The sequence below is a fragment of the Streptomyces cyslabdanicus genome, from assembly GCF_052663305.1.
The window spans coordinates 103992-130010 of record NZ_JBQRUW010000007.1; the positions used below are offsets into that span (position 1 = coordinate 103992).

23 protein-coding genes are annotated in these 26019 nt (G+C 72.4%); 7 read left to right on the plus strand and 16 right to left on the minus strand.

Translation table 11 applies throughout. The features are described 5' to 3' along the window. The first annotated feature begins 15 nt into the window (after positions 1-15). Entirely contained in the window at positions 16-510 is a 495-nt protein-coding gene (locus ACTYVM_RS04800) for an LURP-one-related/scramblase family protein (protein WP_445524698.1), read from the plus strand. Between the two features lie 21 nt (positions 511-531). Here the strand turns inward: ACTYVM_RS04800 and ACTYVM_RS04805 are convergent, their stop codons facing one another. After that, positions 532-1380 carry a carbon-nitrogen family hydrolase gene (locus ACTYVM_RS04805; protein ID WP_445524699.1) on the minus strand — a complete coding sequence of 283 codons (849 nt, stop codon included), beginning with the start codon at positions 1378-1380 and terminating at the stop codon, positions 532-534. A 220-nt stretch (positions 1381-1600) separates the two neighbouring features. On the opposite strand from ACTYVM_RS04805, the gene ACTYVM_RS04810 reads away from it, so the two are divergent. Beyond that, a complete protein-coding gene (locus tag ACTYVM_RS04810; RefSeq protein ID WP_445524700.1) occupies positions 1601-2425 on the plus strand; it encodes a maleylpyruvate isomerase family mycothiol-dependent enzyme in 825 nt (274 codons plus the stop codon). Between the two features lie 321 nt (positions 2426-2746). Here ACTYVM_RS04810 and ACTYVM_RS04815 read toward each other — a convergent pair whose 3' ends face one another. Next, positions 2747-4066, minus strand: coding sequence for an MFS transporter (locus tag ACTYVM_RS04815; RefSeq protein ID WP_445524701.1), 1320 nt, complete (start codon positions 4064-4066; stop codon positions 2747-2749). Beyond that, positions 4063-4713: a GntR family transcriptional regulator gene (locus tag ACTYVM_RS04820; RefSeq protein ID WP_445524702.1), complete on the minus strand. Its 651-nt coding sequence runs from the start codon at positions 4711-4713 to the stop codon at positions 4063-4065. Before ACTYVM_RS04820 ends, ACTYVM_RS04815 begins: the two co-directional genes overlap by 4 nt. 196 nt (positions 4714-4909) lie before the next feature. Between ACTYVM_RS04820 and ACTYVM_RS04825 the strand changes: the two genes are divergently transcribed. Next, entirely contained in the window at positions 4910-5812 is a 903-nt protein-coding gene (locus ACTYVM_RS04825; protein WP_400030344.1) for a D-alanyl-D-alanine carboxypeptidase family protein, read from the plus strand. Positions 5813-5900: 88 nt separating this feature from the next. Here ACTYVM_RS04825 and ACTYVM_RS04830 read toward each other — a convergent pair whose 3' ends face one another. From ACTYVM_RS04830 to pdhA (ACTYVM_RS04840), 3 genes are read right to left on the minus strand one after another with little or no spacing between them, the layout of a single operon-like run. Beyond that, positions 5901-7310 carry a dihydrolipoamide acetyltransferase family protein gene (locus tag ACTYVM_RS04830; protein ID WP_445524703.1) on the minus strand — a complete coding sequence of 470 codons (1410 nt, stop codon included), beginning with the start codon at positions 7308-7310 and terminating at the stop codon, positions 5901-5903. 11 nt (positions 7311-7321) lie between these two features. Beyond that, positions 7322-8302 carry an alpha-ketoacid dehydrogenase subunit beta gene (locus ACTYVM_RS04835; protein WP_445524704.1) on the minus strand — a complete coding sequence of 327 codons (981 nt, stop codon included), beginning with the start codon at positions 8300-8302 and terminating at the stop codon, positions 7322-7324. Positions 8303-8304: 2 nt separating this feature from the next. Then, positions 8305-9501 carry a pyruvate dehydrogenase (acetyl-transferring) E1 component subunit alpha gene (gene pdhA / locus ACTYVM_RS04840; RefSeq protein ID WP_445524705.1) on the minus strand — a complete coding sequence of 399 codons (1197 nt, stop codon included), beginning with the start codon at positions 9499-9501 and terminating at the stop codon, positions 8305-8307. Positions 9502-10116: 615 nt separating this feature from the next. Between pdhA (ACTYVM_RS04840) and ACTYVM_RS04845 the strand changes: the two genes are divergently transcribed. Then, on the plus strand, positions 10117-11133 hold the full coding sequence (locus ACTYVM_RS04845) for a phosphotransferase (RefSeq protein ID WP_445524706.1): 1017 nt from the start codon (positions 10117-10119) through the stop codon (positions 11131-11133). 133 nt (positions 11134-11266) lie between these two features. On the opposite strand, the gene ACTYVM_RS04850 is transcribed toward ACTYVM_RS04845, so the two are convergent. Then, positions 11267-12883 (minus strand): protein kinase domain-containing protein, encoded by a 1617-nt coding sequence (locus ACTYVM_RS04850; RefSeq protein WP_445524707.1) that lies wholly within the window; start codon positions 12881-12883, stop codon positions 11267-11269. 342 nt (positions 12884-13225) lie between these two features. Here ACTYVM_RS04850 and ACTYVM_RS04855 point away from each other — a divergent pair, with 342 nt between their 5' ends. After that, positions 13226-14854 (plus strand): protein kinase domain-containing protein, encoded by a 1629-nt coding sequence (locus tag ACTYVM_RS04855; RefSeq protein ID WP_445524708.1) that lies wholly within the window; start codon positions 13226-13228, stop codon positions 14852-14854. A gap of 138 nt (positions 14855-14992) precedes the next feature. Here the strand turns inward: ACTYVM_RS04855 and ACTYVM_RS04860 are convergent, their stop codons facing one another. Together ACTYVM_RS04860 and ACTYVM_RS04865 are read right to left on the minus strand one after the other, a co-directional pair. Next, on the minus strand, positions 14993-15532 hold the full coding sequence (locus ACTYVM_RS04860; RefSeq protein ID WP_400030359.1) for a bacterial proteasome activator family protein: 540 nt from the start codon (positions 15530-15532) through the stop codon (positions 14993-14995). 77 nt (positions 15533-15609) lie between these two features. Beyond that, complete coding sequence (locus tag ACTYVM_RS04865) at positions 15610-16167, minus strand: PadR family transcriptional regulator (RefSeq protein ID WP_445524709.1); 558 nt, start codon at positions 16165-16167, stop codon at positions 15610-15612. Between the two features lie 125 nt (positions 16168-16292). Between ACTYVM_RS04865 and ACTYVM_RS04870 the strand changes: the two genes are divergently transcribed. After that, positions 16293-17015 carry a hypothetical protein gene (locus ACTYVM_RS04870; RefSeq protein ID WP_445524710.1) on the plus strand — a complete coding sequence of 241 codons (723 nt, stop codon included), beginning with the start codon at positions 16293-16295 and terminating at the stop codon, positions 17013-17015. Between the two features lie 225 nt (positions 17016-17240). Here the strand turns inward: ACTYVM_RS04870 and ACTYVM_RS04875 are convergent, their stop codons facing one another. Genes ACTYVM_RS04875 through pdhA (ACTYVM_RS04905) form a run of 7 tightly spaced genes read right to left on the minus strand, consistent with a single transcriptional unit; the run spans position 17241 to position 25302 of the window. Further along, a complete protein-coding gene (locus ACTYVM_RS04875; RefSeq protein WP_445524711.1) occupies positions 17241-18221 on the minus strand; it encodes an NAD(P)H-quinone oxidoreductase in 981 nt (326 codons plus the stop codon). 37 nt (positions 18222-18258) lie between these two features. Beyond that, on the minus strand, positions 18259-19359 hold the full coding sequence (locus tag ACTYVM_RS04880; RefSeq protein ID WP_445524712.1) for a potassium channel family protein: 1101 nt from the start codon (positions 19357-19359) through the stop codon (positions 18259-18261). Then, the gene (locus tag ACTYVM_RS04885) at positions 19356-20783 is read right to left on the minus strand and encodes a molybdopterin molybdotransferase MoeA (RefSeq protein ID WP_445524713.1); all 1428 of its coding nucleotides are present in this window, start codon (positions 20781-20783) and stop codon (positions 19356-19358) included. Before ACTYVM_RS04885 ends, ACTYVM_RS04880 begins: the two co-directional genes overlap by 4 nt. Further along, entirely contained in the window at positions 20783-21712 is a 930-nt protein-coding gene (locus ACTYVM_RS04890) for an NTP transferase domain-containing protein (protein ID WP_445524714.1), read from the minus strand. Before ACTYVM_RS04890 ends, ACTYVM_RS04885 begins: the two co-directional genes overlap by 1 nt. Before the next feature lie 55 nt (positions 21713-21767). Further along, positions 21768-23162, minus strand: a complete 1395-nt coding sequence (locus ACTYVM_RS04895) for a dihydrolipoamide acetyltransferase family protein (RefSeq protein WP_445524715.1) — start codon at positions 23160-23162, stop codon at positions 21768-21770. Beyond that, complete coding sequence (locus ACTYVM_RS04900) at positions 23162-24166, minus strand: alpha-ketoacid dehydrogenase subunit beta (protein WP_445524716.1); 1005 nt, start codon at positions 24164-24166, stop codon at positions 23162-23164. The genes ACTYVM_RS04895 and ACTYVM_RS04900 overlap by 1 nt, the downstream gene beginning before the upstream one ends. Continuing rightward, positions 24163-25302, minus strand: a complete 1140-nt coding sequence (gene pdhA, locus ACTYVM_RS04905) for a pyruvate dehydrogenase (acetyl-transferring) E1 component subunit alpha (RefSeq protein WP_445524717.1) — start codon at positions 25300-25302, stop codon at positions 24163-24165. Before pdhA (ACTYVM_RS04905) ends, ACTYVM_RS04900 begins: the two co-directional genes overlap by 4 nt. A 189-nt stretch (positions 25303-25491) precedes the next feature. Here pdhA (ACTYVM_RS04905) and ACTYVM_RS04910 point away from each other — a divergent pair, with 189 nt between their 5' ends. Continuing rightward, positions 25492-26007, plus strand: a complete 516-nt coding sequence (locus ACTYVM_RS04910; RefSeq protein ID WP_445524887.1) for an Lrp/AsnC family transcriptional regulator — start codon at positions 25492-25494, stop codon at positions 26005-26007. Positions 26008-26019: the final 12 nt, after the last annotated feature.

Sequence of the window (26019 nt, forward strand, 5' to 3'; positions counted from 1 at the left end):
GGAAGCGGTGAGGACATGAGATTCCTCGTACGCGACCGGATTTTCGGCATCGGTGACGACTACTGGATCGAGGACGAGCACGGCCGCAAGGCCTTCCTCGTCGACGGCAAGGCGATGCGGCTGCGGGACACCTTCGAGCTGAAGGACGCCCACGGCCGGGTCCTGATCAACATCCACCAGAAGATGTTCGCGCTGCGGGACACGATGGTGATCGAGCGGGACGGGGAGGGGCTGGCGAAGATCAGGCGCAAGCGGCTGTCGCTGCTGCGCCACCACTACCGGGTGTCCCTGGTCGACGGGACCGAGCTCGACGTCAGCGGCAGGATCCTCGACCGGGAGTTCGCCGTCGAGTACGACGGCGAACTGCTCGCGGTGATCTCCCGGCGTTGGCTGAGCGTCGTGGAGACCTACGGCGTCGACGTCGTGCGCGAGGACGCCGACCCCGCGCTGGTGATCGCGGTGGCGGTGTGCGTGATCCACCTGGCGGAGAAGGAACGCGAGGAGCGGTAGGGGGAGAGGAGCCTCAAGACCCTAGGAGACGTCCTGACGGTGCGGCGGCTCCAGGCCGAGGACCCGGTCCTTCAGGGCCGGGAACTGGTCCCGGGTGGCCGGCACCCTCGCCGGGTCGAAGTCGACCGTGAGGACCTCCTCACCGGGGCCGGCCTCGGCCAGCACCTCGCCCCAGGGGTCCACCACGATCGAGTGACCCGCCTGCGGAACTCCGGCGTGCGTCCCGGCCGTTCCACAGGCGAGCACGAACGCCTGGTCCTCCACCGCCCGCGCCCGGGCCAGCAGCGTCCAGTGCGCACGCCGGCGCTCGGGCCAGCCCGCCGGGACCACCAGGGTCTGCGCCCCGGCGTCGACGAGCCCGCGGAAGAGTTCGGGGAAGCGGAGGTCGTAACAGGTCGCGAGGCCGAGGGTGGTGTCCGGCAGAGGGACCGTCACCAGTTCCCGCCCCGCGCTCATCAGCACGGCCTCGCCCTTGTCGAAGCCGAAGCGGTGGATCTTGCGGTAGACGGCGGCCAGATCGCCGGAGGGGGAGAAGACCAGGGAGGTGTTGTACAGGGAGCCCGTACCCGTACTGGTGCCCGGACCCGTGGCCGGGCCGCCGTCGGACGCGGCGCGTTCGGGGATCGAGCCGGCGTGCAGCCACACGCCCGCGTCGCTCGCCGCCTCGGCCATCGCCTCGTAGGTGGGACCCTCCAGCGGTTCGGCCCCGCGTTCGAACTCCGCGAAGGCGAAGGCTCCGGTGGTCCACAGCTCCGGCAGCACCACGAGATCGGCCCCGGCCTGCTCGCGCACCAGCGCGGCCGCTCGCCGACGCCGCGAATCGGCACATTCGCCGTCGTCCACGGCAATCTGGATCAACGAGGCGCGCACACTACCACCGTCCTGGCACTCGAGTCGTCCGGACAGGCCTACGATCGTCACACGAAAGCACTGCCGGGCTGCCGCACAGCAGCGTAACTTGGGGGTACCCCCTGCTCGTAGCGGAGCGAGAAGCCGGGGGAGTTCCAAGACACCCGCCGACCGCAGCCACCTCCCACTGGCAATGCCATCACAACCTGCCCGTGTACCGACCGCCGAGGGGTCCCGTTCCGTGAGTCTGCATCCCACCCTCCAGCCCTACGCCGATGCCTGGACCCACTCCGTCGAGGCGATATCGGAGCTGATGCAGCCCCTGGTGGAGGCCGATTGGAACCGGCGCACCCCGTGCCCGGGCTGGTCGGTCCGCGACGTCGTCTCGCACATCATCGGCATGGACTGCGAGTTGCTGGGAGACCCGCGACCCATCCACGCCCTCCCGCGCGACCTGTTCCACGTCACCAACGAGCACCAGCGCTACATGGAGATGCAGGTCGACGTCCGCCGCCACCACACGTCGCCGGAGATGACCTCCGAGCTGGAGTACACGATCATCCGCCGCAACCGCCAGCTGCGGAACGAGTCCCGCGACCCCGACACCAAGGTGCGCGGCCCGCTCAGCGCGGAGATCACCCTCGAAGAGGCCATGCGCTACCGCGCCTTCGACATCTGGGTGCACGAGCAGGACCTGCGCGCGGCCCTCGGCCGCCCCGGCAACATCGACTCGCCCGGCGCCCACGTCGCCCGGGACTACCTGCTGGCCGCCCTCCCCGACGTGGTCGCGGTCAAGGCGGACGCCCCGCGCAGCTCGGCGGTCGTCTTCGACGTGCACGGCCCGCTGGAGTTCCTGCGGACGATCCGCGTCGACATCCAGGGCCGCGGCACCCTGGAGACGGCCCCGGCCCTCGGCCCGGCGGCGACCCTCGCGCTCGACTGGGAGACCTACGTCCTCCTGGCCTGCGGCCGGGTCACCCCGGAAGCGGTCGCCGACCAGGTGAAGACGGAGGGCGACCTGGACCTGGCGGCGGCGATCCTGCGGAACTTCGTGGTGACGGCCTAGGCCCTGTCGTCAAACTCCCGTCTGCCCCGCGACGCCATGCACGCACTCTCGCCGCACCGGGCCCTGACCCAAGTACATCCAGTACGAGGGCCAGGGCCCGGCACGCCGAGAGCACGCACCTGACGCCGCGAGGCCCGCCCTCCGGGCGGACGACGGGAGTTTGACGACAGGACCTAGCACCGTGGCCGCGGACGGACGCGCCTCCGCAGTCCCAGCCGGATCCCCCCTGCTCCCTGAGAGCCGGGGGGAGGCGCCCCTCGGCCGGGCGAGCGCGCCGGGCCCCGCCGCCACCCCGCCCCGCGGCGGCGGCGCCGAGCACCGTCACGCCGGCACGTGCACCGTCTCCACCCGGCTGGCGACCAGCCGCTCCCGCTCCCGCCGGGCCGCCCGCTTCCGCAGCCGCAGGATCTGGCTCACGCCCAGCGCCTGGAGCACGAACACCGCGGAGAAGGCGATCCGGTAGTCGTCCCCGGTCGCGTCCAGCAGCACCCCGATCGCGAACAACGTCGTCATCGAGGCCACGAAGCCACCCATATTGGTGATGCCCGACGCCGTCCCCTGGCGCTCCGCCGGATTCGCCGGCCGCGCGAAGTCGAACCCGATCATCGAGGCCGGCCCGCACGCGCCGAGCACCAGGCACAGCACGACCAGCAGCCACATCGGCGCCCGCCCGCCCGGATACGCCAGCGTCACCGCCCAGACGCCCGCGGTCGCCGCCACCGTGCCGAGCGCGAGCGGCAGCCGCGCCGCGTGGTGCCGGGCGATGATCTGCCCGTAGACGAGCCCGACGGCCATGTTGGACACCACGACGAGCGTGAGCAGTTCACCCGCGTCCGCCCGTGACAGGCCCTGGGCCTCGACCAGGAACGGCAGCCCCCACAGCAGCAGGAACACCATCGCCGGGAACTGCGTGGTGAAGTGCACCCACAGCCCGAGCCGCGTCCCGGGCTCCCGCCAGGCCGCGGTGATCTGCCGGCGTACGTACGCGGCGCCCCGGTGGGGCAGCGGCTCCGGTTCGTGGCCTTCCGGGTGGTCCTTGAGGAACAGCACCAGCAGCACCAGCACCACCGCTCCGGCCAGCGCGCTGCCCGCGAAGGCCGCCGTCCAGCCCACCCCGTGCAGCAGCCGGGCCAGCACCAGCGTGGACACCAGGTTGCCGGCCATTCCGGCCAGCGCGGCCAGCTGGGCGACCAGCGGCCCGCGCCGGGCGGGGAACCACCGGGTGCCCAGCCGCAGCACGCTGATGAACGTCATGGCGTCCCCGCAGCCGAGCAGCGCGCGCGAGGCGAGCGCGGTGCCGTACGACGGGGAGAACGCGAAGCCGAGCTGGCCGGCCGTGAAGAGCACCGCGCCGATGGCCAGCACCTTCTTGGTGCCGAGCTGGTCGACGAGCAGGCCGACCGGTATCTGCATGCCCGCGTAGACGAGGAGTTGGAGGATCGAGAACGTCGACAGCGCCGAGGCGCCCACGTGGAAGCGGTCGGCGGCGTCGAGGCCGGCGACGCCCAGGGACGTGCGGAAGATGACCGCGACGAAGTAGACGGCGACGCCGATGCCCCAGACGGCGACGGCGCGCCGGCCGCCGGGCGGGTCGCCGGGCAGGGAGACCGGCGACGAGGACGACGAGGACGACGAGCTCACCGGACCTCACCCCGGGCGAGGTGGGAGAACCAGTTGACGTGCCGGTGCACGACGTCGACGGCCGCCTCCGCGTCCCCCGAGCGCAGCGCGTCCAGGATCTGCTCGTGCTCGGCGAGCGTCTTGGCGAGCCGGTCGGGGTGGGAGTGCATGACGGCGACGCCCATGCGCAGCTGCCGGTCGCGCAACTGGTCGTACAGCCGGGACAGGATCTCGTTGCCACCGCTGCGGACGATCTCGGCGTGGAAGCAGCGGTCGGTGACGGCGGCCGCGGCGAAGTCGCCGGCGGCCGCCTGCTTCTTCTGCTTCCGGAGCAGTTCCTCGAGCCGCTCGATGAGCCCTGGCCGGGCGGGTACGGCCTTCCTGGCCGCGTGCACCTCGACCAGTTGCCGGGTCTCGACCACGTCGGCGATCTCCTGCGCGGAGACCGGCAGGACGAGGGCCCCCTTCTTCGGGTAGAGCTTGATGAGCCCCTCGACCTCCAGCCGCAGCAGCGCCTCGCGCACGGGTGTGCGCGAGACCCCGACGGCCTCGGCCAGCTCACCTTCGGTCAGCAGGGTGCCGCCCTCGTAACTGCGGTCCAGGACTGCCTGCTTGACGTGCGCGTACACGCGATCGGCGGCGGGGGGCTGTTTCACGGCCAGGCTCATGTCCACAGCATAGATACAACACGTACGCAAGGCCCGCCCCATCCAGCATGCGGACCATAGGGACGCGACGGGAAATCCACCCCGGAAGCCGCACAACCTTCTGCCCCACCCGTGCGTCAGACAGGCGCGGTCCCACTTTGTGGGCTTTCAACTCCGCCGCACCGCAGAGGAATTCAATACAATCGGGGTACTTCACTTGAAAACCGGCATCCAGGGCATCCGTATCCGCAGAGCCGCCGCAGTCGCCGTGACCGCGAGCGCCGTGCTCGCCACCGGGGCCCTCACCACGGCCCCCGCGCAGGCCGCGACCGCACCGTCGATCGTGGCCAAGGGCGGCTACGTGATGGACAGCGCGACCGGCAAGTCCCTCTACAGCAAGGCCGCGGACACCAGGCGCTCGACGGGCTCCACCACGAAGATCATGACCGCGAGGGTCGTGCTGGCCCAGCCGAAATTGAACCTCGACGCCAAGGTCACCATCCAGAAGGCGTACAGCGACTACGTCGTCAAGAACAACGCCTCCCAGGCGCACCTGATCGTCGGCGACAAGGTGACCGTCCGCCAGCTGCTGTACGGCCTGATGCTGCCCTCGGGCTGCGACGCCGCGTACGCGCTGGCCGACAAGTACGGTTCGGGCTCGACGCGGGACGCGCGGGTGAAGTCGTTCATCGGCAAGATGAACAGCACCGCCAAGAGCCTCGGCATGACGAACACGCACTTCGACTCGTTCGACGGCATCGGCAAGGGCAGCAACTACTCGACGCCGCGCGACCTGACGAAGCTGGCCCGCGACGCGATGAAGAACTCCACGTTCCGCACGGTCGTGAAGACGAAGTCGTACACGGCCAAGACCGTCACCAAGACGGGCAGCACCCGCACGATGGCGAAGTGGACGAACACGAACACGCTGCTCAGCAGCTACAGCGGCACCATCGGCCTGAAGACCGGATCCGGCGCGCAGGCCAAGTACTGCCTGGTCTTCGCCGCCACCCGCAACGGCAGGACGGTCATCGGCACCGTCCTCGCCTCCTCGTCCGCCTCCCAGCGGGCCACGGACGCCACGAAGCTCCTGAACTACGGGTTCTCCAAGAAGGTCTGACACCCGCCCACCGGGCCGGAGGAACCGGCCCGGACGCCGGGGCGGCGCACCCTTGCGAGAGGTGCGCCGCCCCGTTCGCCGTGGGCCACTAGGCCCAGGTGATCAGTCGCTTCGGCTGTTCCAGGATCGCGGCCACGTCGGCCAGGACCTTGGAGCCGAGTTCGCCGTCGACCAGGCGGTGGTCGAAGCTGAGCGCCAGCGTGGTGACCTGGCGGGGCTTGACCTTGCCCTTGTGGACCCACGGCTGGAGCTTGATCGCGCCGACCGCGAGGATCGCGGACTCGCCGGGGTTGAGGATCGGCGTGCCGGTGTCGACGCCGAAGACGCCGACGTTGGTGATCGTCACCGTGCCGCCCTGCATGGCCGCCGGGGACGTCCTGCCCTCGCGGGCCGTGGACACCAGCTCGCCGAGGGCCTCGGCGAGCTGCGGCAGCGTCTTGGCGTGGGCGTCCTTGATGTTCGGGACGATCAGGCCGCGCGGGGTCGCCGCCGCGATGCCCAGGTTGACGTAGTGCTTCCGGACGATCTCCTGAGCGGCCTCGTCCCAGGACGCGTTGACCTCCGGGTTGCGCCGGATGGCGACCAGCAGGGCCTTGGCGATCAGCAGCAGCGGGTTGACCCGCAGGCCCTGCATCTCCTTGTCCTGCTTGAGCTCCTCGACCAGCTTCATCGTGCGCGTCACGTCGACCGTCACGAACTCCGTGACGTGCGGGGCCGTGAACGCCGAGCCGACCATCGCCGCCGCCGTCGCCTTGCGGACGCCCTTGACGGGGACGCGGGTCTCGCGCACCCCGTCATAGCTCACGGCCGGAGCCGGGGCGGCGGCCACCGGAGTCGGCGCCGTCGGCGCTTCGGGGGCCTGGGGTGCGGCCGGTGCCGCCGGCACCGCCGCGTGCACGTCCTCGCGCGTGATGATGCCGTCCGGGCCGGACGGCACGACCGTGGCGAGGTCCACGCCCAGGTCCTTGGCCAGCTTGCGCACCGGGGGCTTGGCCAGCGGGCGGGGCCCGGCGGCAGCCGCGGCGGCCGCGGTGCCGTGGCCGTTCAGCTCCGGCCGGGGTGCCGTCGCCGCCGGGGCGGCCGCGGCCTCCGGGCCCTTGCGCGGGCGGCGCTTGGTGGAGGACACCGAGACGCCGTAGCCCACGAGCACCGGCTGGCGGCCCTGCGGCTTCTCCTCCCCGTCCGCGCCCGGCTCGGCCACCGGAGCGGCCTGCGCCGGGACCTCGGCCGGCGCCGCGCCCGCCACCTCCACCGCGATGATGGACGTGCCCACGTCCACCGTGGTGCCCTCGGCGAAGTGCAGCTCGCGCACCACCCCGTCGTAGGGGATGGGCAGCTCGACGGCCGCCTTGGCGGTCTCGACCTCGCAGACCACCTGGCCGTCGGTGACCGTGTCACCGGGCTGGACGTACCACTTGAGGATCTCCGCCTCGGTCAGACCCTCGCCGACATCCGGCATCTTGAACTCGCGCACGGACGCATCGGTCATCGTCGTCACGAACCTCTCCCTCAGTACGCCAGCGAGCGGTCGACGGCGTCGAGCACGCGGTCCAGGTCCGGCAGGTAGGACTCCTCCAGGCGGGCCGGCGGGTACGGGGCGTGATAGCCGCCGACCCGCAGCACCGGAGCCTCCAGGTGGTAGAAGCACCGCTCGGTGATCCGGGCGGCGATCTCCGCGCCGGAGCCGAAGAACACCGGGGCCTCGTGGACCACGACCAGGCGGCGGGTCTTCTCCACCGAGGTCTGGATGGCGTCGAAGTCGATCGGGGAGACCGAGCGCAGGTCCAGGACCTCCAGGGACCTGCCCTCCTCGGCGGCCGCGGCGGCGACCTCCTGGCAGAGCTTCACCATCGGGCCGTAGGCCGCCAGGGTCAGGTCGGTGCCCTCGCGGACGACCTGCGCCTTGTGCAGCGGGTTCGGGATGGCCTCCGTGTTGACCTCGGACTTGTCCCAGTAGCGCCGCTTGGGCTCGAAGTAGATCACCGGGTCGTCGCTCTGGATGGCCTGCTGCATCATCCAGTACGCGTCCGACGCGTTGGAGGGGCTGACGATCTTCAGGCCCGCCACATGGGCGAACAGCGCCTCGGGGGACTCCGAGTGGTGCTCGACCGCGCCGATGCCGCCGCCGTAGGGGATGCGGACGACGACCGGCAGCTTGACCTTGCCCAGCGAACGGGCGTGCATCTTCGCGAGCTGCGTGACGATCTGGTCGTACGCCGGGAAGACGAAGCCGTCGAACTGGATCTCGACCACCGGGCGGTAGCCGCGCAGGGCGAGGCCGATCGCGGTGCCGACGATGCCGGACTCGGCGAGCGGGGTGTCGATGACGCGGCTCTCGCCGAAGTCCTTCTGGAGGCCGTCCGTCACCCGGAACACGCCGCCGAGCTTGCCGACGTCCTCGCCCATGACGAGGACCTTGGGGTCGGTGTCCAGGGCACGGCGCAGCGACTCGTTGATCGCCTTGGCCAGGGCCATCTTCTCCGCAGCCATGATCAGACCCCCTCTACGTCCGCGAACGACGCCTGGTAGGCGGCGAACTGGGCGCGCTCCTCGTCGACGAGCGCATGCCCGTCCGCGTACACGTTCTCGAAGATGGCGAAGAGGTCCGGGTCGGGCATGGCACGGACCGCTTCGCGCACTCGTCTGCCCAACGCCTCACTCTCGGTCTCGAGTTCCGCGAAGAATCCCTCGTCCGCGTGGTTTGCGGCCTCCAGGTGGCGGCGAAGGCGCAGGATCGGGTCCTTCGCCTCCCAGGCCAGGCGCTCCTCGTCCCCCCGGTACCGGGTGGGGTCGTCGGAGGTGGTGTGGGCGCCCATGCGGTAGGTGAACGCCTCGACCAGGGTGGGGCCCTCGCCGCTGCGGGCGCGCTCCAGCGCCCACTTGGTGACCGCGAGGCAGGCCAGTACGTCGTTGCCGTCGACGCGGACGCCGGGGAAGCCGAAGCCGGCCGCGCGCTGGTAGAGCGGGACCCGCATCTGCTTCTCGGTCGGCTCGGAGATCGCCCACTGGTTGTTCTGGCAGAAGAACACCACGGGGGCGTTGTAGACGGCGGAGAAGGTGAAGGCCTCGGCCACGTCGCCCTGGCTGGAGGCGCCGTCGCCGAAGTAGGCGATGACCGCGGAGTCGGCGCCGTCCTTGGCGACGCCCATCGCGTAGCCGGTGGCGTGCAGCGCCTGGGAGCCGATGACGATCGTGTAGAGGTGGAAGTTGTTGCCGTTGGGGTCCCAGCCGCCGTTGTTCACCCCGCGGAACATGCCGAGCAGGTTGGTCGGGTCCACCCCACGGCACCAGGCGACGCCGTGCTCGCGGTAGGTCGGGAAGACGTAGTCGTCCTCGCGGGTGGCGCGGCCGGAGCCGATCTGGGCGGCCTCCTGGCCGAGCAGGGAGGCCCACAGCCCCAGTTCGCCCTGGCGCTGGAGGGCGGTGGCCTCGGCGTCGAAGCGGCGGGTGAGCACCATGTCGCGGTACAGGCCGCGAAGCTCCTCGGCGGTGATGCCGGCGACGTACTTGTCGTACTCGGCGTTCTTGACGCGCTTGCCCTCGGGCGTCAGCAACTGCACGAGTTCGGGGTCGGCGCTCTTCTTGGCGCCGGTACGCCGCCTGGTGCCGGCGGCTGTCGTGCCGGTCGCGCCGGCCTTGCTTGCGGCGCTGCGTCGCGATGTGCGCGCGGCAGTGCTCTCCACGGTCACGTGTGCTCCTCCGTCGGTCCGGCCCCGGGGTTGCCGGTAGCTGGGGGTCCCCCCTGCTCGTCAGAGCTCGGGGGAGGCTCACCTGTTTCCGAACCACCGGGCACGGGGTGGGTGCCACTCGGCCGGGAACAGGCGTGACAGGTGCCCCGGCGAGCGCCCTGCAACAGTCACGTTACCCAGTGCTCCACATTTCTGGGAAACCCCTCCTGACCTGCGCGTTTCCTTGGATTTCCAAGTATTTCCACTTGGACGTCCAAGTACCTCGCCAGGCAGTCGGAGCAGCCGCTGGTCACAGCCGTGCAGGGGGGCCGGAACACCGGCACGTTATCCCGGCCACCCCCGCGTCGGGAAGAGTCGATGAATGGCCGGAACTGCTCTTGATGGGCGACCCCGCACGGGGCCACGGCTCAACGGGACCCCTGGGGCGGCGGACAGGGACGCGGACCAGGGCGAGGCCGAGGGTGCACCGGCGCGCGGCGGGCGGCAGTGGACGGCACCGCGACCCCATGTGACCGAAAGCGACCATTCATGACTTTCTGCGACAAGCCCCAGCTCACAGCCCTCCGCTGGTGCCCTAGCATCTGGCGCGTGCCGCGCCCATGTGTACCACCCCCTGTGCCTCACGCGCCCCCTCTGAGCGCCTTGCTGCGCCAGTACTCCGCCGGTTCCGCCCTCGCCTGCGAGCCGGTCGACCAGGGCCTGCTCAACCGCGGCTACCGGCTCCGCACGACCCGCGGCCGCTATTTCCTCAAGCACCACTTCGATCCGGACACCGCCGACCCCGCCGCCATCGCGCGCCAGCACCGGGCCACCCAGCGCCTGGCCGACCTCGGCGTCCCGGTGGCCCCGCCGCTCACCGGCCGCGACGGGCGCACGGTCGCCGTCGTCGGCGGCCACGCCTACGCCCTGCACCCCTGGATCGACGGCCGGCACCGGCACGGCGGCCAGCTCACCACCGGGCAGTGCGCCCGCCTGGGGGCGCTGCTGGGAGCCGTGCACGCCTGCCTGGAGCGCGTGATGCCGCCCAAGGGCCGCACCCGCCCCGCCGCGAGTCCCCACCCCGTGGAGAGCGCCGATCCCGCCGACACCTTCGCCCTGATCGACGACCTGCTCGCGCACGTCCGCCGTCACCGGCCCCCGGACGCCTTCGACGAACTGGCCCGGCACCGGCTCCTGGAGCGGCGCGCGCTCCTGGAACGGCACGCGGACCGGCGGCCGCCGCCCGGCGGGCCCGTCGGCTGGGTGCACGGCGACTTCCACCCCTTCAACCTGCTCTACCAGGGGGACGCGCCCGCCGCGATCGTCGACTGGGACCGGCTCGGCGTGCAGCCCCGGGCGGAGGAGGCGGTGCGCGCCGCCGCGATCTTCTTCGTCCGGTCCACCGGCACCCTGGACCTGCCGAAGGTCAGGGCGTACGCACGCGCGTACCGGCTGGCGGCCGACGCCACCCCGGCGGAACTCGCGGCGGCCGTACACCGCGTGTGGTGGGAGCGCCTGAACGACTTCTGGATGTTGCGCTGGCACTACGAGCGCGAGGACACCCGCGCCGACCCCCAGTTCCCGGCCGCCTCGGCGCTCGCGGTGTGGTGGACGCGGGAGTACGGCGCGGTGTGCGGCGCGTTCGCGGAATGACGCGCGGAATGACGCGCGGGGTGACGCGCGGGGTGACGCGGGGGGGCGCCGGGCAAGCCGGAGAAGCACCACGCGCGCGTGAGGCCCGTACGGCCTCACGCGCGCGTGAAGGATGGTCGGTCCGCGGCAGGGCTCAAGGGCCTCCGCCGGGGTTCCCCGCCGCCCCCGCGGCGGTACCGGTGGCGTCGCCGCCACCGCCGCCGTCCCCCGTGCCGTCGCCCGAACCGCCGCTGGTGTCCGGGGGCGGCGACGCGGCCGGGGGATCAGCCTGCTCGCTGGTGGGCTGCGGGTCGGGCTGCTGGTCGGAGGGCTGTTCGTCGGACGGCTCGGACGGGGTCCACGACGGCTGGTACGACGGCGTGTTCCGCCAGCCGCCGCCTCCGCCCGAACTGTAGCCCCGGTCCGTCGACGTGTCCGACGGCTGCTCGTCCGACGGGTCGCTCGGGGTGCTGCTGGGCTGCTCGTCCTTGGTGGACTGCGTGATCGACGGCGATTCGGTGGGGTCGAGGGTGCCGCCCTTGTCGCCGCCGGTGTTCTGCACCGCCAGCGCGACGCCCGCGGCGATGGCGATCACCGCGAGGACGGCCAGGATCCACAGCTTGCCGCGGCCGCTGCCCTTGTTGCCGTGTCCCTCGAAGCCGCCGTCGTCGGGGTTGCCGTACCCGGCGGGCAGGATCGGCTGGGGGATCTGCGTGGTGCCGGAGCCGAGGTCGGCCGGGTGCGGCATCGCGGTCGTGCCCGCGAAGCCCGCCGCCGGGGTGTGCCGGCCGTCGTGCGCGTCGACCGGGCCGGTGTTCCAGGTGCCGGTGTGGCCGCCCTGGTCGTACAGCATCTGCAAGCCGTACTGGACCAGCCCGCGCATCTCCTCGGCCGTCTGGAAACGGTCGTCGGGCTCCTTGGCCAGCGAGCGCATGACCAGGCCGTCGAGCTCCGGCGGGCAGACCCCGTCGGTGACCTGGGACGGCGGCACCGGCATGTCCTGGACGTGCTGGTAGACCACCGACAGCGGGGTCTCGCCGGTGAACGGGGGCCGCAGCGCGAGGAGTTCGTACAGCAGGCAGCCGGTCGCGTACAGGTCGGAGCGGTAGTCGACGGCCTTGCCGAGGGCCTGTTCCGGGGAGAGGTACTGCGGGGTGCCCATGACCATGCCGGTCTGCGTCATCGTCGACTGCGCGCCGTGCAGGGCGCGGGCGATGCCGAAGTCCATCACCTTCACGGCGCCGTTGTCGGTGATGATGACGTTGGCCGGCTTGATGTCGCGGTGCACGATGCCGTGCTGGTGCGAGTAGGCCAGCGCCTCCAGGACACCCGAGACGATGATCAGCGCCTGCTCCGGGCCGGGCGCCTCGGCGTTGAGCAGCAGATCGCGGATGGTGCGGCCCTCGACCAGCTCCATCACGATGTACGGCACGGCCTGGCCGCCCGCCTGGTCCTCGCCGGAGTCGTACACGGCGACGATCGCGTGGTGGTTGAGTCCGGCCACCGACTGGGCCTCACGCGTGAACCGCGCCTTGGACACGGGGTCCTCGGCCAGATCGGCGCGGAGCAGCTTGACGGCCACGGTCCGGCCGAGACGCACGTCCTCGGCCGCGAACACCTCGGCCATACCGCCCCGGCCGAGTCTGTGCGTCAACCGGTACCGGCCGTCACCGACCAGTCCGTTGTTGCCCCACATCTCCGGCGCGTCTGACATACCGCCGCCCGTCGCCTCGGGGTCGGACGGGCCCTGGGCGCGATGCTGCTGTGCCATCAGTCCTCGCCGTCGTTTCTGCCCGCGGTGCGCGCGGTGTTGTCACGGTCTCCGTCGGCCACGCTACAGGCTCCGCGGGGGCCGCCGGTCCAGGATCCTCGCGGCGAGCACCGTCGGGACCGGACCCGAGACGGACCGGCCATGAAACCCCGTGCGGGGGCCGCGGCGCAAATTCCACGCACCGGCCGTGTGCCTGCTGTAACGCTTCCGCGACGCTTCTTTCGCGTACGGTCACGGAACGGGCACCGAGCTTGACGTGTCAGGGCCCTGGGGCAGACTTGGCCGGGAATGACTCATTCGATCAACGAGGGCGCCGGACGGCCTAGTGGGGGACGCGGAGACATGAGCCAGGACGCCGCACACGGCCAGTACGCGGGACGGGCACTGGCCGGCGGCCGGTACCAGCTGCGCGACCTGCTCGGCGAAGGCGGCATGGCCTCGGTACACCTCGCCTACGACTCCGTACTCGACCGCCAGGTCGCGATCAAGACACTCCACACCGAACTCGGCCGTGAACAGGCCTTCCGCGAGCGGTTCCGCCGCGAGGCCCAGGCAGTGGCGAAGCTCACGCACACCAACATCGTCTCGGTCTTCGACACCGGCGAGGACGATGTGGACGGCATGACGACGCCGTACATCGTCATGGAGTACATCGAGGGCCGCCCCCTCGGCTCGGTGCTGGACGAGGACATCCGGCAGTACGGCGCGATGCCCGCCGACAAGGCCCTGAAGATCACCGCGGACGTGCTCGCCGCGCTGGAGATCAGCCACGAGATGGGCCTGGTCCACCGCGACATCAAGCCGGGCAACGTGATGATGACCAAGCGCGGCGTGGTCAAGGTCATGGACTTCGGCATCGCCCGCGCCATGCAGTCCGGCGTGACGTCGATGACGCAGACCGGCATGGTCGTCGGCACCCCGCAGTACCTCTCGCCGGAGCAGGCGCTCGGCCGGGGCGTCGACGCGCGGTCCGACCTGTACTCGGTCGGCATCATGCTGTTCCAACTGGTCACCGGGCGGCTGCCGTTCGAGGCGGACTCGCCCCTGGCCATCGCGTACGCGCATGTGCAGGAGGAGCCGGTGGCGCCCTCCTCGATCAACCGCTCGCTCCCCCCGGCGGTGGACGCGCTGGTCGCCCGCGCGCTGAAGAAGAACCCCAACGAGCGTTTCCCCAGCTCCGAGTCCATGCGCGACGAGTGCCTGCGCGTGGCGGCCTCGTTCCAGGCGGCCGCGCCGAGCATCGTCCCCGGCGCCCAGACCTCGAGCGGCGCGGGCGTCGGCTCGGCCGTCTTCCCGCCCGTCGACCAGGCGTCCCCGATGCCCCAGGGCCATGTGCAGATGCCGTACCAGCCGACTCCGACGCCCAACCCCTACAGCACCGGCGCCCCCACGCCCGCGGGCTACGGCTACCCGCAGCAGCCCGGCTACCAGACGCCCGTCGCGTCGCCCTACGCGCAGCAGCAGGCGCCGACCCCGCCGCCGTACGTCATCCAGCCCCAGCACACGCCCCCGCCGGGCGGCGGCAGGAGCACCAGGCCCGTGGTCATCGGGTCGATCGTCGTCGCCGCGCTCGCGGTGGTCGGCCTGCTCGTCGCGCTGGGCCTGAACAGCGGCGGCGGAGACGAGGCCAAGGGCGGGGACGGCAGCGCGAGCGCGGCCACCTCGGCGGTCGAGGGCCACCGCGGGCCGGACCCCTCGAGGACGATCGACGCCGACGAGTGCAAGGAGCCGCGGGAGTCGTACAACGACGAAAACAAGGTCAGGCTGCCGGACTTCCGGTACAAGAACCTCGGGTCGGTCAAGGCGTGCTTCCAGGCCGCGGGCTGGAAGCTGAAGAAGAACTACGTCGACGAGAACACGTACGGCCAGGACACGGTCCTCAAGCAGTTCCCGGCGGCCGACACGGACGTCGACCCGAACGACATGCCGGTGATCCAGCTCGACGTCTCGACCGGCAACCCCGCGTCCTGACGGAGCCGTCCCGGCCGGAGCCGTCCCGGCCGGAGTCGTCCGGACCGGAGTCGTCGGACCGAAAAATGTCGAGGGCCCCGGCAGTGTGGCTGCCGGGGCCTTGTCATATCCGCCTACAGGTACGGCCACACGTACGGCCTACAGATACGGTCCGCCCGAGCGGCCGCCCGTGTGGGGGTCGTCGCCGCCGTCGTGCCCGATGCCCGGCGGGAGGGCACGGCGCATCTGCTCCAGCTGGGCGCGGGCGGCCATCTGCTGGGCGAACAGGGTCGTCTGGATCCCGTGGAAGAGACCCTCCAGCCAGCCCACCAACTGCGCCTGCGCGATCCGCAGTTCGGCGTCGCTGGGGGTTCCCTCGTCGGTGAACGGCAGGGAGAGCCGCTCCAGCTCCTCGACGAGTTCCGGCGCCAGGCCGTCCTCCAGCTCCTTGACCGAGCTCGCGTGGATCTCCTTCAGCCGGACCCGGCTGGCCTCGTCCAGGGGAGCCGCACGCACCTCTTCGAGAAGCTGCTTGATCATGCTGCCGATCCGCATGACCTTCGCGGGCTGCTCCACCTGCTCCGTCACCGGGGTCTCACGGGAGTCGTCGTCGCCGCCTCCGCCGAGCGCCATACCGTCCTGGCCCACGACCAGGATCTGCGGATTCTCCGGCGACCGTTCGTTCCTCGGCATCTCCATGCCCCCCATTGTCTCGCACCCGTACATGCCACTTCCGTGGCGCCCCCCACACACGAACGGTTCGCCTCGTCATCGGGTCATTCCCCCGCCTCCCCGGCCCGGTGGAGGTCCAGACGGAGCAGCCGGGCCTCGCAGTGGTCCAGCCAGCGGGCCTCCGCCTCGGCACGGCAGATCAGCTGCTCCACGACCAGCAGCCGGGCCACCTCGACCGGCGTCCCGAGCGGGCCGGCCAGCACCTGGGCCCGCCGGCGCACGTGGTCGTGCAGCGCCTCGGACACATGCCGGCGCTGCGTGTCGACGACCTCACGCGCATCGACGCCGGGCGTCCCCACCGCCAGCGCCAGCTTGATCGCCAGCTCGTCGCGCGGCGGCCCCGTCCGCTCCACCGGCCGCGCGTACCAGGCCCGCACCTCGACGCGGCCCGCCTCCGCCAGGGCGTAGACCACCCGGCCGGCCTCGTCCACGCCCTCCCGGGTGACCAGGCCGTCGTGCTCCAGGCGGCCGAGCGCGGCACGGACCTGGCCGAGGTCCAGCGGCCAGGCCGCCCCCGTGCGCGCCTCGAACCCCGCACGCAGCCGGGAGGCGGGGCAGGGGCCGTCCGCCAGGAGCGCCAGCAGTCCGTGACGTATCGACATAACCGGATTGTGCGGCCGGTTCGACCCGGCGGCCGATCCTGGAATGCCGGATTGGTCCAGTGATGTGACTGTTGTTGAAGAAATGATCTGATCCGCTGCCCGGGCACCATGAGGGGACCCCCGACGTGACTCCAAGGCTGCGCGCTCGGCTGCGCGCGACGGGACTGCTGATCGCGCTGGGAACGGCGGTCCCGCTCGGTGGCTCCGCCTCGGCGTACGGCGCTGTGCGGACGCCCTCGGCCTCCGCCACGCCGCACGATCTCGCGTCCGCGGCTGCCCGGGCCGGCGCCTCGGCCGCCGACGCGCCGCGCGACCTCACCTCCGCGGACGCCGCGGACGCCGCGGACGCCGCCGCCGCGGGCATCGCCGCCCCCTGGATGGCCATCGGCTCCCACCCCGCACCGCTCCACGGGCCCTCGCCGTCCTCCGCGCCACCGCCTCCGGCGTCACCCCGGGACTCGACCCTTTCCTCCTCCGCTTCCTCTTCTTCCTCCTCTTCCTCGGTCTCGTCCTCGTCGGCCTCCGGCCCGTCGCGGACCGGGAGCCGCGGTGACAGGAGGTGGCCGCCGTGGCCGCCGCGCCGGTGGGAGAGGTGGCGCGACGACCGCGATGAGGACTTCAGGACCGCGAGCGCGACCCCGGAGGCGACGAGCACCTCACCGTCGGACCAGGAGGCCGCTCCCGTGCCGTCCGGGCCGCCGGACAGCCCCGGCGCCCTGCCCGTCGCGCAGAACGAGACCGGGACCGGGACCGTGCTGCGGTCCATGTCCCTGGGCAGCGGACTCGTCCTGATCGGCCTCGGCCTCGGCCTGGCGTTCATCGCCCTGCGGTTGCGCCGGAGCCACTGACTGCCGGAGCTAGTGCCGCGGCGGGCAACGTTTGCCCGTCAAGGAGCGGCGTCCGGTGCGTGCTCTCGGTGTGCCGGCCGGAAGTCCTCGTACTGGACGTACTCGGGCTTTCGGCCGGTGCGGCGAGAGGGCGTGCCGGGCGTCGCGAGGGAGCAAACGTTGCCTGTCGCGGCACTAGCGCCGCGGCGGGCAGTGGCTCCGGCGCTCCGCGTACGGCGGTGGGGGTCAGGGCGCCACCAGGAGCACCTTGCCGATGTGGCCGCTCTCCTCCACGATCCGGTGGGCGGCCGCGGCGTCGCTCATCGGGAGCTCCTGGTCGACCACCGGCCGGACGTGCCCGTCGGCGAACAGCGGCCAGACGTGTTCGCGGACGGCGGCGACGATGGCCGCCTTCTCGCCGAGCGGGCGGGCCCGCAGCGAGGTCGCGCTGATCGCCGCCCGCTTGCCGAGCAGGGTGCCGATGTTCAGCTCGCCCTTGATCCCGCCCTGCATGCCGATGATCGCGAGCCGGCCGTTGACGGCGAGGGCCTGGACGTTGCGGTCCAGGTACTTGGCCCCCATGTTGTCGAGGATCACGTCGGCGCCGGACCCGTCCGTGGCCCGCCGGATCTCCTCGACGAAGTCCTGCTCCCGGTAGTTGATCAGGATCTCGGCGCCCAGTTCGGCGCAGCGCTCGAGCTTCTCCTTGGTGCCCGCGGTCACGGCGACCTTCGCGCCCACGGCCCGGGCGAGCTGGATCGCCATCGTGCCGATGCCGCTGGAGCCGCCGTGCACGAGCAGCGTCTCGCCGGGACGCAGCTGGGCGACCATGAAGACGTTGGACCAGACGGTGCAGGTCACCTCCGGCAGCGCCGCGGCCTGCCGCAGGTCGACGCCGTCGGGCACGGGCAGCAGCTGACCGGCCGGAACGGCGACCTTCTCGGCGTAACCGCCGCCCGCGAGCAGCGCGCACACCTCGTCGCCGACGGCCCAGCCGGACACCCCGGGGCCGAGCGCCGCGATCCGCCCGGAGCACTCCAGGCCGGGGTACGGGGAGGCGCCGGGCGGCGGGTTGTAGAAGCCCTGCCGTTGCAGGATGTCGGCCCGGTTGACGGCGCTCGCCGCCACCTCGACCAGCACCTCCCCCTCGCCGGGTACGGGATCCGGTACCTCGTCCCACACCAACGCCTCGGGCCCACCGGGTTCGGGAATCGTGATCGCATACATGGGCCCGACGCTACTGCTTCTGCCGCACAGCCCGCCCTCAGTCGTGCGGGAGCGGGCGTATGTCCGGGGTGACCTTCGTGATCGGTGTGGTCCGGACGATGGTGATCAGACGGTCGGTCAACTCCAGTTCCCGTACGGACGGGTCGTCGTAGCCCAGCACCCGGTGTCCGCGCAGGACGCTCACGACCAGCTCGTCGATGTCCCGCGGGTCCCGGCCGACCTCGGCCTTTATGACGGGCCGTTCGACGATGTCCAGGCCGCTGCCCTGGTGGATGAGGTCCTCCAGGATCAAGCTCGCGGCCGGGCTGAGCACGGACAGCCCGAGCAGCCGTCCCGCGGCGCTCGCGCTGGTGATCACAGCGTCGGCCCCGGACTGTTTGAGCAGGGGCGCGTTCTCCACCTCACGCACCGCCGCCACGATCTTCGCCGCCCGGTTGAGCTGCCGGGCCGTCAGCGTCACCAGGACGGCCGTGTCGTCCCGCTGCGTCGCGATGATGATCTGCCGCGCACGCTGCACCTCGGCCCGCTTGAGCACCTCGCTGCGGGTGGCGTCCCCGACCACGCCCGCGTAGCCCTCCGCCGTGGCCGCCTCGATCGCCTTGGCGCTGGGGTCGACCACGACGACCTGCTGCTTCTTCAGCCCTGCCGCGCAGACGGTCTGGAGCGCCGACCTCCCCTTCGTGCCGAATCCGACGACGATGGTGTGATCGCGCAAAGTGGACCTCCAGCGATTCTGACGCCATTCCTCACGGGTGCGTTCGGTGAGGACTTCGAGCGTGGTGCCGACCAGGATGATCAGGAACAGCACACGCAACGGCGTGAAGACGAAAATGTTGGTGAGGCGGGCACTGTCGCTGACGGGCGTGATGTCCCCGTATCCGGTGGTGGAAAGAGTCACCGTCGCGTAGTACGCCGAGGAGATGAGGCCCATGGGGGCCTCTTTCGCGCTGTCCAGGTATCCGTCGCGGTCGACGTAGACGATCACGATGGTCACGAGCAGCACCAGCAGCGCGAGGGACAGTCGTTTGCCGACCTGCCGTATCGGGCGATCCACCACCTTTCGTGGGAGCTTCACCCGATGGGTCACGAGATGTTCGTCCGCCTGACGGGCGATCGCATCATGGCCCGGAAGTTTCACGTGAAACACACCCCGATTCCGGCGGCGGCCCAGGGCAGGTCGAGGAGTTCGGCCTCCTGACCCGGCCGGTTACCACCCGGTGGTACGACAGCGAGGGCATCGGCCGCCGCGACACCGCGCAGCATGGCGGGGCCGTTGTAGTGCAGAGGGACGGCGCGGTCGCCGCGCAGCACCACCGGCACGAGCCGGGTGTCGTCCGGGTGCCCGTGCACCGCGTCCGTCAGCGGCAGCGTGTACGGCTCCGGGGCCGGGCGCGCGGCGAGCGTGCGCAGCAGCGGCTCGGCGAGCGTCAGCAGACCCGAGACGGCCGCGAGCGGATTGCCGGGCAAGCCGACGAGGTGCTGGTTCTCCTTGGTGCGCGCCAGGAGCATGGGGTGGCCGGGGCGTACCCGCACGCCGTCCACCAGCAGTTCGGCGCCGATGCGGCGCAGGGTGGGGTGGACGTGGTCGACCGGTCCGGCGGCGGTTCCCCCGGTGGTGACGATCACGTCGGCCCGCGACCCGGTGACGGCCTTGTGCAGGGCCTTGGCGTCGTCGCCGATCCGGCGCACGCCGGTGACCTCGGCGCCCAGCGCCCGCAGCCAGGGCGGCAGCATCGGGCCGAGCGCGTCCCGGATCCGTCCGTCGCACGGCAGGCCCTCGGTGAGCAGTTCGTCGCCGAGCACGAGGACGTCGACGCGGGGGCGGGGGATCGCGGTGAGGGTGTCGTACCCGGCGGCCGCTGCCAGACCGAGCACCACCGGGGTCACCAGCGTGCCGACGGGCAGCAGTTGGTCCCCGCCGCGGCACTCCTGCCCGCGCGGGCGGATGTCCCTGCCGTGCCCGGACCCCTCGGTGGCGTGCAGCCGGCCCTTGGCGTCGGTGCGGCCGTGTTCGCTGCGCAGCACCGCCGTGGTGTCCTGCGGGACGCGGGCGCCGGTCGCGACGCGTACCGCCTCGCCGTCGGTCAGCGGTTCGGGCTCGTCGTGCCCGGCCAGGACGCTCTCCGCGCGGACGTCCCAGGGGCCGGGGCCGGCGACCGCCCAGCCGTCCATGGCGGAGGTGTCGAACGGGGGCAGGTCGCACAGAGCGGTCAGAGGCGCGGCCAGGACCAGCCCCAGGGCGGCGTCGAGAGGCACGGAGACAGGGGCGCGGCGGCCGCCGGCGCGGGCCGCGCGGGCGGCCGCCTCGCGCGCCTGCGGCCAGGTGATGGCCTGGTGACGGGCCTCCTGGGAGTGCGCGGAGTGCGGGGTGCCGTGACCGGCCGCGGCGTTCCCGTGGTCCGGGAAGGAGCCGGAAGCGGGCACGGGTGTGCCACCGCGTCCCGCCGCACCCCGGCCGGGCTCGTGAGCGCGCCGGCCGCCGCCTTCGTTCACCAGGGCGAGCGCCTCCTCCACGTCGAGATCCTCGGCGTCCTCGCCGACCCGCGCGCCACGGGCGGCCATCAGGCGTCCGGGCGGTTGTCGGGCGTGGCGTCGGACGCCACGTCGGGCCTGCCGGTGTCGTCGGTGGCCTCGTCCGCCCAGCGCTGGGCGAGCGCGACGGCCTTGCGGGCGGCCTCGGCGACGGCTTCGGGGCCGCCCTTGCCCTGCGCGGCCGCGTACCCCACGAGGAAGGTGGTCAGGGGTGCCGCGGGCCGAGCCACGCCGTGGGCGGCGTCGCGGGCGAGGTCGAGCAGGGCGCGGGTGTCGACGTCCAGCTCGATGCCCAACTCGTCCTTGACTGCGGAAATCCATTCATCCAACACGTGCCCATGCTCCCTGATACGTGCTCTGGCGATGGCGATGTCGTCCCAGGTGTCGCAGTCGAAGGACGCGATGTCGTCGGAGACGCGGGTGAGGTCGAGCGCGGCGGTCAGCCGGCGCAGCGGCAGCCCGGTGAGGGCGCCGGCCCGGGGAGAGCCGTCGTCGGCCGCGGTGCGGGCGAGCGCGGCCAGTGCGCGGCGCAGCGCCCGCACGCGGTAGGCGGCCACGAGCGGCTGGTCGCGGCCGTCGGCGTCGGTGAGCAGCACGCCGTCGGCTCGGCCGGCCTCCAGGGCCGTCAGCAGCCGTCGTACTGTGCCCTGTTCGAGGAACGGCAGGTCGGCGGAGAGCACGACGACGTGGTCCGCCGTGGTGTGGCGCAGCCCGGCGTCGAGCGCGGCGACCGGTCCGGCGCCGGCCGGTTCCTCCCGTGCCCAGCGCACGGGCCGCGCGGTGGGGCGGGGGTCGGCGACCACCACCGTGGTGTGCGCGTCGGCGCAGGCGGCGAGCACGCGGTCGAGCAGCGCGCGGCCGCCGACGCGCAGACCGGGCTTGTCCGCGCCGCCGAGCCGCCGGGCGGCTCCTCCGGCGAGCACGACGGCGTCGTGGGTGAGGGGCTCGTAGGAGGTCACCCCCCGAGTATGCGTCCCGCCCGCGATCAAGGGGAACGCGGGCGGGACACTGCCGTCACAGCGTACGCAGCAGCACCGCCGGCTGTTCCACGCAGTCGGCCACATACCGCAGGAAACCGCCCGCCGTGCCGCCGTCGCACACCCGGTGGTCGAAGGTGAGCGAGAGCTGGACGACCTGCCTCACCGCCAGCTCGCCCTCGTGCACCCACGGCTTGGGGACGATGCGGCCGACGCCGAGCATGGCGGCCTCGGGGTGGTTGATGATCGGTGTGGAGCCGTCGACGCCGAACACTCCGTAGTTGTTCAACGTGAAGGTCCCGCCGGTGAGTTCGGCCGGGGTGAGGGTGCCGGCGCGGGCCGCCTCGGTCAGCCGGGCGAACTCGGCGGTCAGCGACTCAGCGTCCCGCGCGTGCGCGTCCCGTACGACCGGGACGACGAGCCCGCGTTCGGTCTGCGCGGCGAAGCCGAGGTGCACGGCGTCCAGCCGGACGATCTCCCTGGCCTCCATGTCGACCCGCGAGTTGAGCTCGGGGTAGCGGGCGAGGGCGGCCGTGCAGATCCGGGCCAGCAGCGCGAGCAGGGAGATCTTCTGACCCCCGGCGCCGTTCATTGCCTTCCGGGCGCGCATCAGCTCCGTGGCGTCGGCGTCCACCCAGCAGGTCGCGTCCGGGATCTCGCGGCGGCTGCGGGACAGCTTGTCGGCCACGGCGCCGCGCACCCCCTTGAGCGGAACGCGGGAGCCGGAGCCCTGCGCCGGCCCGGCCACGGAAGCGGGAGCAACCGGTGCGCCGGCGCTCGGGCCCGCTGCCGCGCCGGCCCTGAGCACGTCCTCGACGTCCGCGCGCAGGATCAGCCCCTCGGGCCCGGAGCCCGACAGCTGCCGCAGGTCCACGCCGTTCTCCCGCGCCAGGCGGCGCACGAGCGGCGAGATCACCGGGACGGGACCGTCGGCGGGCCGCTCGACCACCGCGGCGGCCTGGGCCGCCGGGGTCGCCAGGGCACCCGTCGTACGCGCCGTCCCGTTGGCGGCCGGTGCCGCGGGCACCGAAGACACCTTGGCGGCGTTCGCACCCGGGCGCGAGCCCCGCGTCATCGGTGCCGGGCGCACCCTGCGGCGGCGGGCCGGGGGCGCCCCCGTGCCGTAGCCGACCAGGACGTTGCCGGAGCCCTCGGTGCCGTCACCTGTGCCGTCACCGGCGTCCTGCTCCCCGACCGCCACCGTCAGCAGGGGTGCTCCCACGGGCAGTTCCGCGCCCTCCTCGCCGAAGCGGGCGGTGACCACCCCGGCGTAGGGGCAGGGCACCTCGACCATCGCCTTGGCCGTCTCGACCTCGACGACCGGCTGGTCGACGGCGACCACGTCGCCCACCTCGACCAGCCAGCGGACGACCTCCGCCTCGGTGAGCCCCTCCCCGAGGTCGGGCAGCCTGAACTCCAGCACCTGTGCCATCAGCCCTCCGCCTCCCACTGCAGACGCGCCACGGCGTCCAGGATCCGGTCGACGCCGGGCAGGTGGTGCCGCTCCAGCATCGGCGGCGGGTAGGGGAGGTCGAACCCGGCCACGCGCAGCACCGGCGCCTCCAGGTGGTGGAAGCAGCGCTCGGTGACCCGGGCGGCGATCTCCCCGCCCGGGCCGCCGAACCCGCTCGACTCGTGCACGACGACCGCGCGCCCGGTGCGCCGCACCGACGCGCACACCGTCTCGTCGTCGAACGGCACCAGCGAGCGCAGGTCGACGACCTCCAGCTCCCAGCCCTCGGCCCGCGCCGCCTCGGCGGCTTCGAGGCAGACGGGCACGGACGGGCCGTACGTGATCAGCGTGGCGCTCCTGCCGGTGCGCCGCACCACCGCGCGGCCGATCGGCTCGACGGCCTGCGGCTCGTCCGGGTTCCAGGTGTCCTTCGACCAGTACAGCCGCTTGGGCTCCAGGAAGACGACCGGGTCGTCGGAGGCGATGGCGGCCCGCAGCAGCCCATAGGCGTCGGCGACGGTCGCGGGCGTGACGACATGGAGGCCAGGAGTCGCCATGTAGTACGCCTCGGAGGCGTCGCTGTGGTGCTCCACGCCGCCGATGCCGCCGCCGTAGGGGATGCGGATGGTGATCGGCAGGGGCATCTTGCCGCGGGTGCGGTTGCGCATCTTGGCGACATGGCTGGCCAGCTGCTCGAACGCCGGGTAGGCGAAGGCGTCGAACTGCATCTCGACCACCGGGCGCAGCCCGTACATGGCCATGCCGACGGCGGCGCCGAGGATGCCGGCCTCGGCCAGCGGGGTGTCCGTGCAGCGGTCCTCGCCGAACTCCTTGGCGAGGCCGTCGGTGATGCGGAAGACACCACCGAGGGTGCCGACGTCCTCGCCCATGACGTGCACGGAAGGGTCGGCGGCCATCGCGTCGCGCAGCGCGCGCGTGAGGGCCTGGGCCATGGTGGCCGGCTTGAGCGCGACGGTGGTCATCGGGCCGTACCCTCCTCCGACTCGGCCTGGAGCTCGGCGGCCAGCTGGTCGCGCTGCTCTCGCAGTTGCGGGGTCGGCTCCGCGTACACGTGGGCGAACAGGTCCATGGGGTCGAGCGGCGCGTCCTGGTTCATGCGCTCGCGCAGCCGCGCGGCCATCGCCTCGGCGTCCTCACGGGCGGCGCGGACGCCGTCCTCGTCGAGCAGGCCGAGCCCGGTCAGCTCCCGCTCGAGGAGCTGGATCGGGTCGTGCTCGCGCCAGGCCTCGACCTCGGCGTCGCCGCGGTAGCGGGTGGCGTCGTCGGCGTTGGTGTGGGCGTCGATGCGGTAGGTCACCGCCTCGATCAGGGTGGGCCCGCCGCCCGCGCGCGCGTGCCGCACGGCGTCGGCGAGCACCTCGTGCACGGCGGCGGCGTCGTTGCCGTCGACCAGGCGGCCCGGCATGCCGTACCCGACGGCCTTGTGGGCCAGGGACGGTGCCGCGGTCTGCTTGGCGAGCGGGACGGAGATCGCGAAGCCGTTGTTCTGCACGAGGAAGACGACGGGGGCCTGCCAGACGGCGGCGAAGTTCAGCGCCTCGTGGAAGTCGCCCTCGCTGGTGCCGCCGTCGCCGATCATCGCCAGGGCGACCACGTCGTCGCCCTTGAGGCGGGCGGCGTGGGCGAGTCCGACGGCGTGCGGGAGCTGGGTGGCGAGCGGCGTGGACAGCGGGGCCACACGGCGCTCGTAGGGGTCGTAGCCGGTGTGCCAGTCGCCGCGCAGCAGCGTCAGGGCCTCGACGGGGTCCACGCCGCGGGCCACGACGGCGAGCGTGTCGCGGTAGCTGGGGAAGAGCCAGTCGCGCTCCTGAAGGGCCAGCGCCGCGGCGACCTCGCAGGCCTCCTGACCGGTGCTGGAGGGGTAGACCGCCAGGCGGCCCTGCTTGGTCAGGGCGGTGGCCTGCGTGTTGTACCGGCGGCCGAGGACCAGCTGCGCGTACAGCCGCCGCAGCAGCTCCGGATCGGCCTTCGCGGCCGCCTCCGTCCCCAGGACGCGGTAGGGCTCCGCGTCGGGCAGCAGCGGCGCGGGGTCGGTACGGGGCTGCCAGGCGGGCGGCGGCGATGGCCGGTACGCGCCCCGCTGCTCCATGACCGTCATGACGGCACCTCCTCGTGGGAGTGGCTACAGGGGCGCGTCGGCTGTGACGCGCCCCACCTACCGATTGTTCGGTCGCCGGCACATTTTGGCTACAGGCGGGCCCAGGCTGTGGACAAACGGTTCTCCACAACCTGAGATGTACGCAGTACGTCCACGACGGAAAGGCGGGGGGACATGGCACCTGAACAAATGGCCGAGACCGCTAAGAACGCTGAGAACGCTGAGAACGCCGAGAACCGTGCCGGCGCCGTACCAACGCCGCGCCCGCTGGACGCCGTCGACCAGGACATCCTGCGCATGCTCCAGACGGACGGCCGCGCCTCGATACGGTCGGTCGCCGAACAGGTCCACGTCTCGCGCGCCAACGCCTACGCACGGATCAACCGGCTCATCGAGGACGGTGTCATCCGCGGCTTCGGCGCCCGCGTCGACCACGAACGCGCCGGACACGGCACGTCCGCGTACATCACGCTGAAGATCGTGCAGAACACCTGGCGCACGGTGCGCGAGCACCTCAGGCAGCTGCCCGGCGCCCACCACATCGCGCTGGTCGGCGGCGACTTCGACGTCCTGCTGCTCGTGCACACCCCGGACAACCGGGCGCTGCGGGAGCTGGTCCTCACCCGGCTCCAGGCCATCCCCGAGGTGCTGAGCACGCGCACGCTGCTGGTGTTCGAGGAGGAGGACCTGGAACCGCAGGAATGAGCCCGTGCGGGG

What these genes read in the sequence shown, in the direction of transcription:
- ACTYVM_RS04800 (WP_445524698.1), top strand. Translation starts at nt 16, where the DNA reads ATGAGATTCCTCGTACGCGACCGGATTTTCGGCATCGGTGACGACTAC.
- ACTYVM_RS04820 (WP_445524702.1), bottom strand. Translation starts at nt 4,713, where the DNA reads ATGAGCCTGGCCGTGAAACAGCCCCCCGCCGCCGATCGCGTGTACGCG.
- ACTYVM_RS04835 (WP_445524704.1), bottom strand. Translation starts at nt 8,302, where the DNA reads ATGGCTGCGGAGAAGATGGCCCTGGCCAAGGCGATCAACGAGTCGCTG.
- ACTYVM_RS04850 (WP_445524707.1), bottom strand. Translation starts at nt 12,883, where the DNA reads ATGGCACAGCAGCATCGCGCCCAGGGCCCGTCCGACCCCGAGGCGACG.
- ACTYVM_RS04855 (WP_445524708.1), top strand. Translation starts at nt 13,226, where the DNA reads ATGAGCCAGGACGCCGCACACGGCCAGTACGCGGGACGGGCACTGGCC.
- ACTYVM_RS04860 (WP_400030359.1), bottom strand. Translation starts at nt 15,532, where the DNA reads ATGGAGATGCCGAGGAACGAACGGTCGCCGGAGAATCCGCAGATCCTG.
- ACTYVM_RS04865 (WP_445524709.1), bottom strand. Translation starts at nt 16,167, where the DNA reads ATGTCGATACGTCACGGACTGCTGGCGCTCCTGGCGGACGGCCCCTGC.
- ACTYVM_RS04875 (WP_445524711.1), bottom strand. Translation starts at nt 18,221, where the DNA reads ATGTATGCGATCACGATTCCCGAACCCGGTGGGCCCGAGGCGTTGGTG.
- ACTYVM_RS04885 (WP_445524713.1), bottom strand. Translation starts at nt 20,783, where the DNA reads ATGGCCGCCCGTGGCGCGCGGGTCGGCGAGGACGCCGAGGATCTCGAC.
- ACTYVM_RS04895 (WP_445524715.1), bottom strand. Translation starts at nt 23,162, where the DNA reads ATGGCACAGGTGCTGGAGTTCAGGCTGCCCGACCTCGGGGAGGGGCTC.
- ACTYVM_RS04900 (WP_445524716.1), bottom strand. Translation starts at nt 24,166, where the DNA reads ATGACCACCGTCGCGCTCAAGCCGGCCACCATGGCCCAGGCCCTCACG.
- pdhA (WP_445524717.1), bottom strand. Translation starts at nt 25,302, where the DNA reads ATGACGGTCATGGAGCAGCGGGGCGCGTACCGGCCATCGCCGCCGCCC.
- ACTYVM_RS04910 (WP_445524887.1), top strand. Translation starts at nt 25,492, where the DNA reads ATGGCCGAGACCGCTAAGAACGCTGAGAACGCTGAGAACGCCGAGAAC.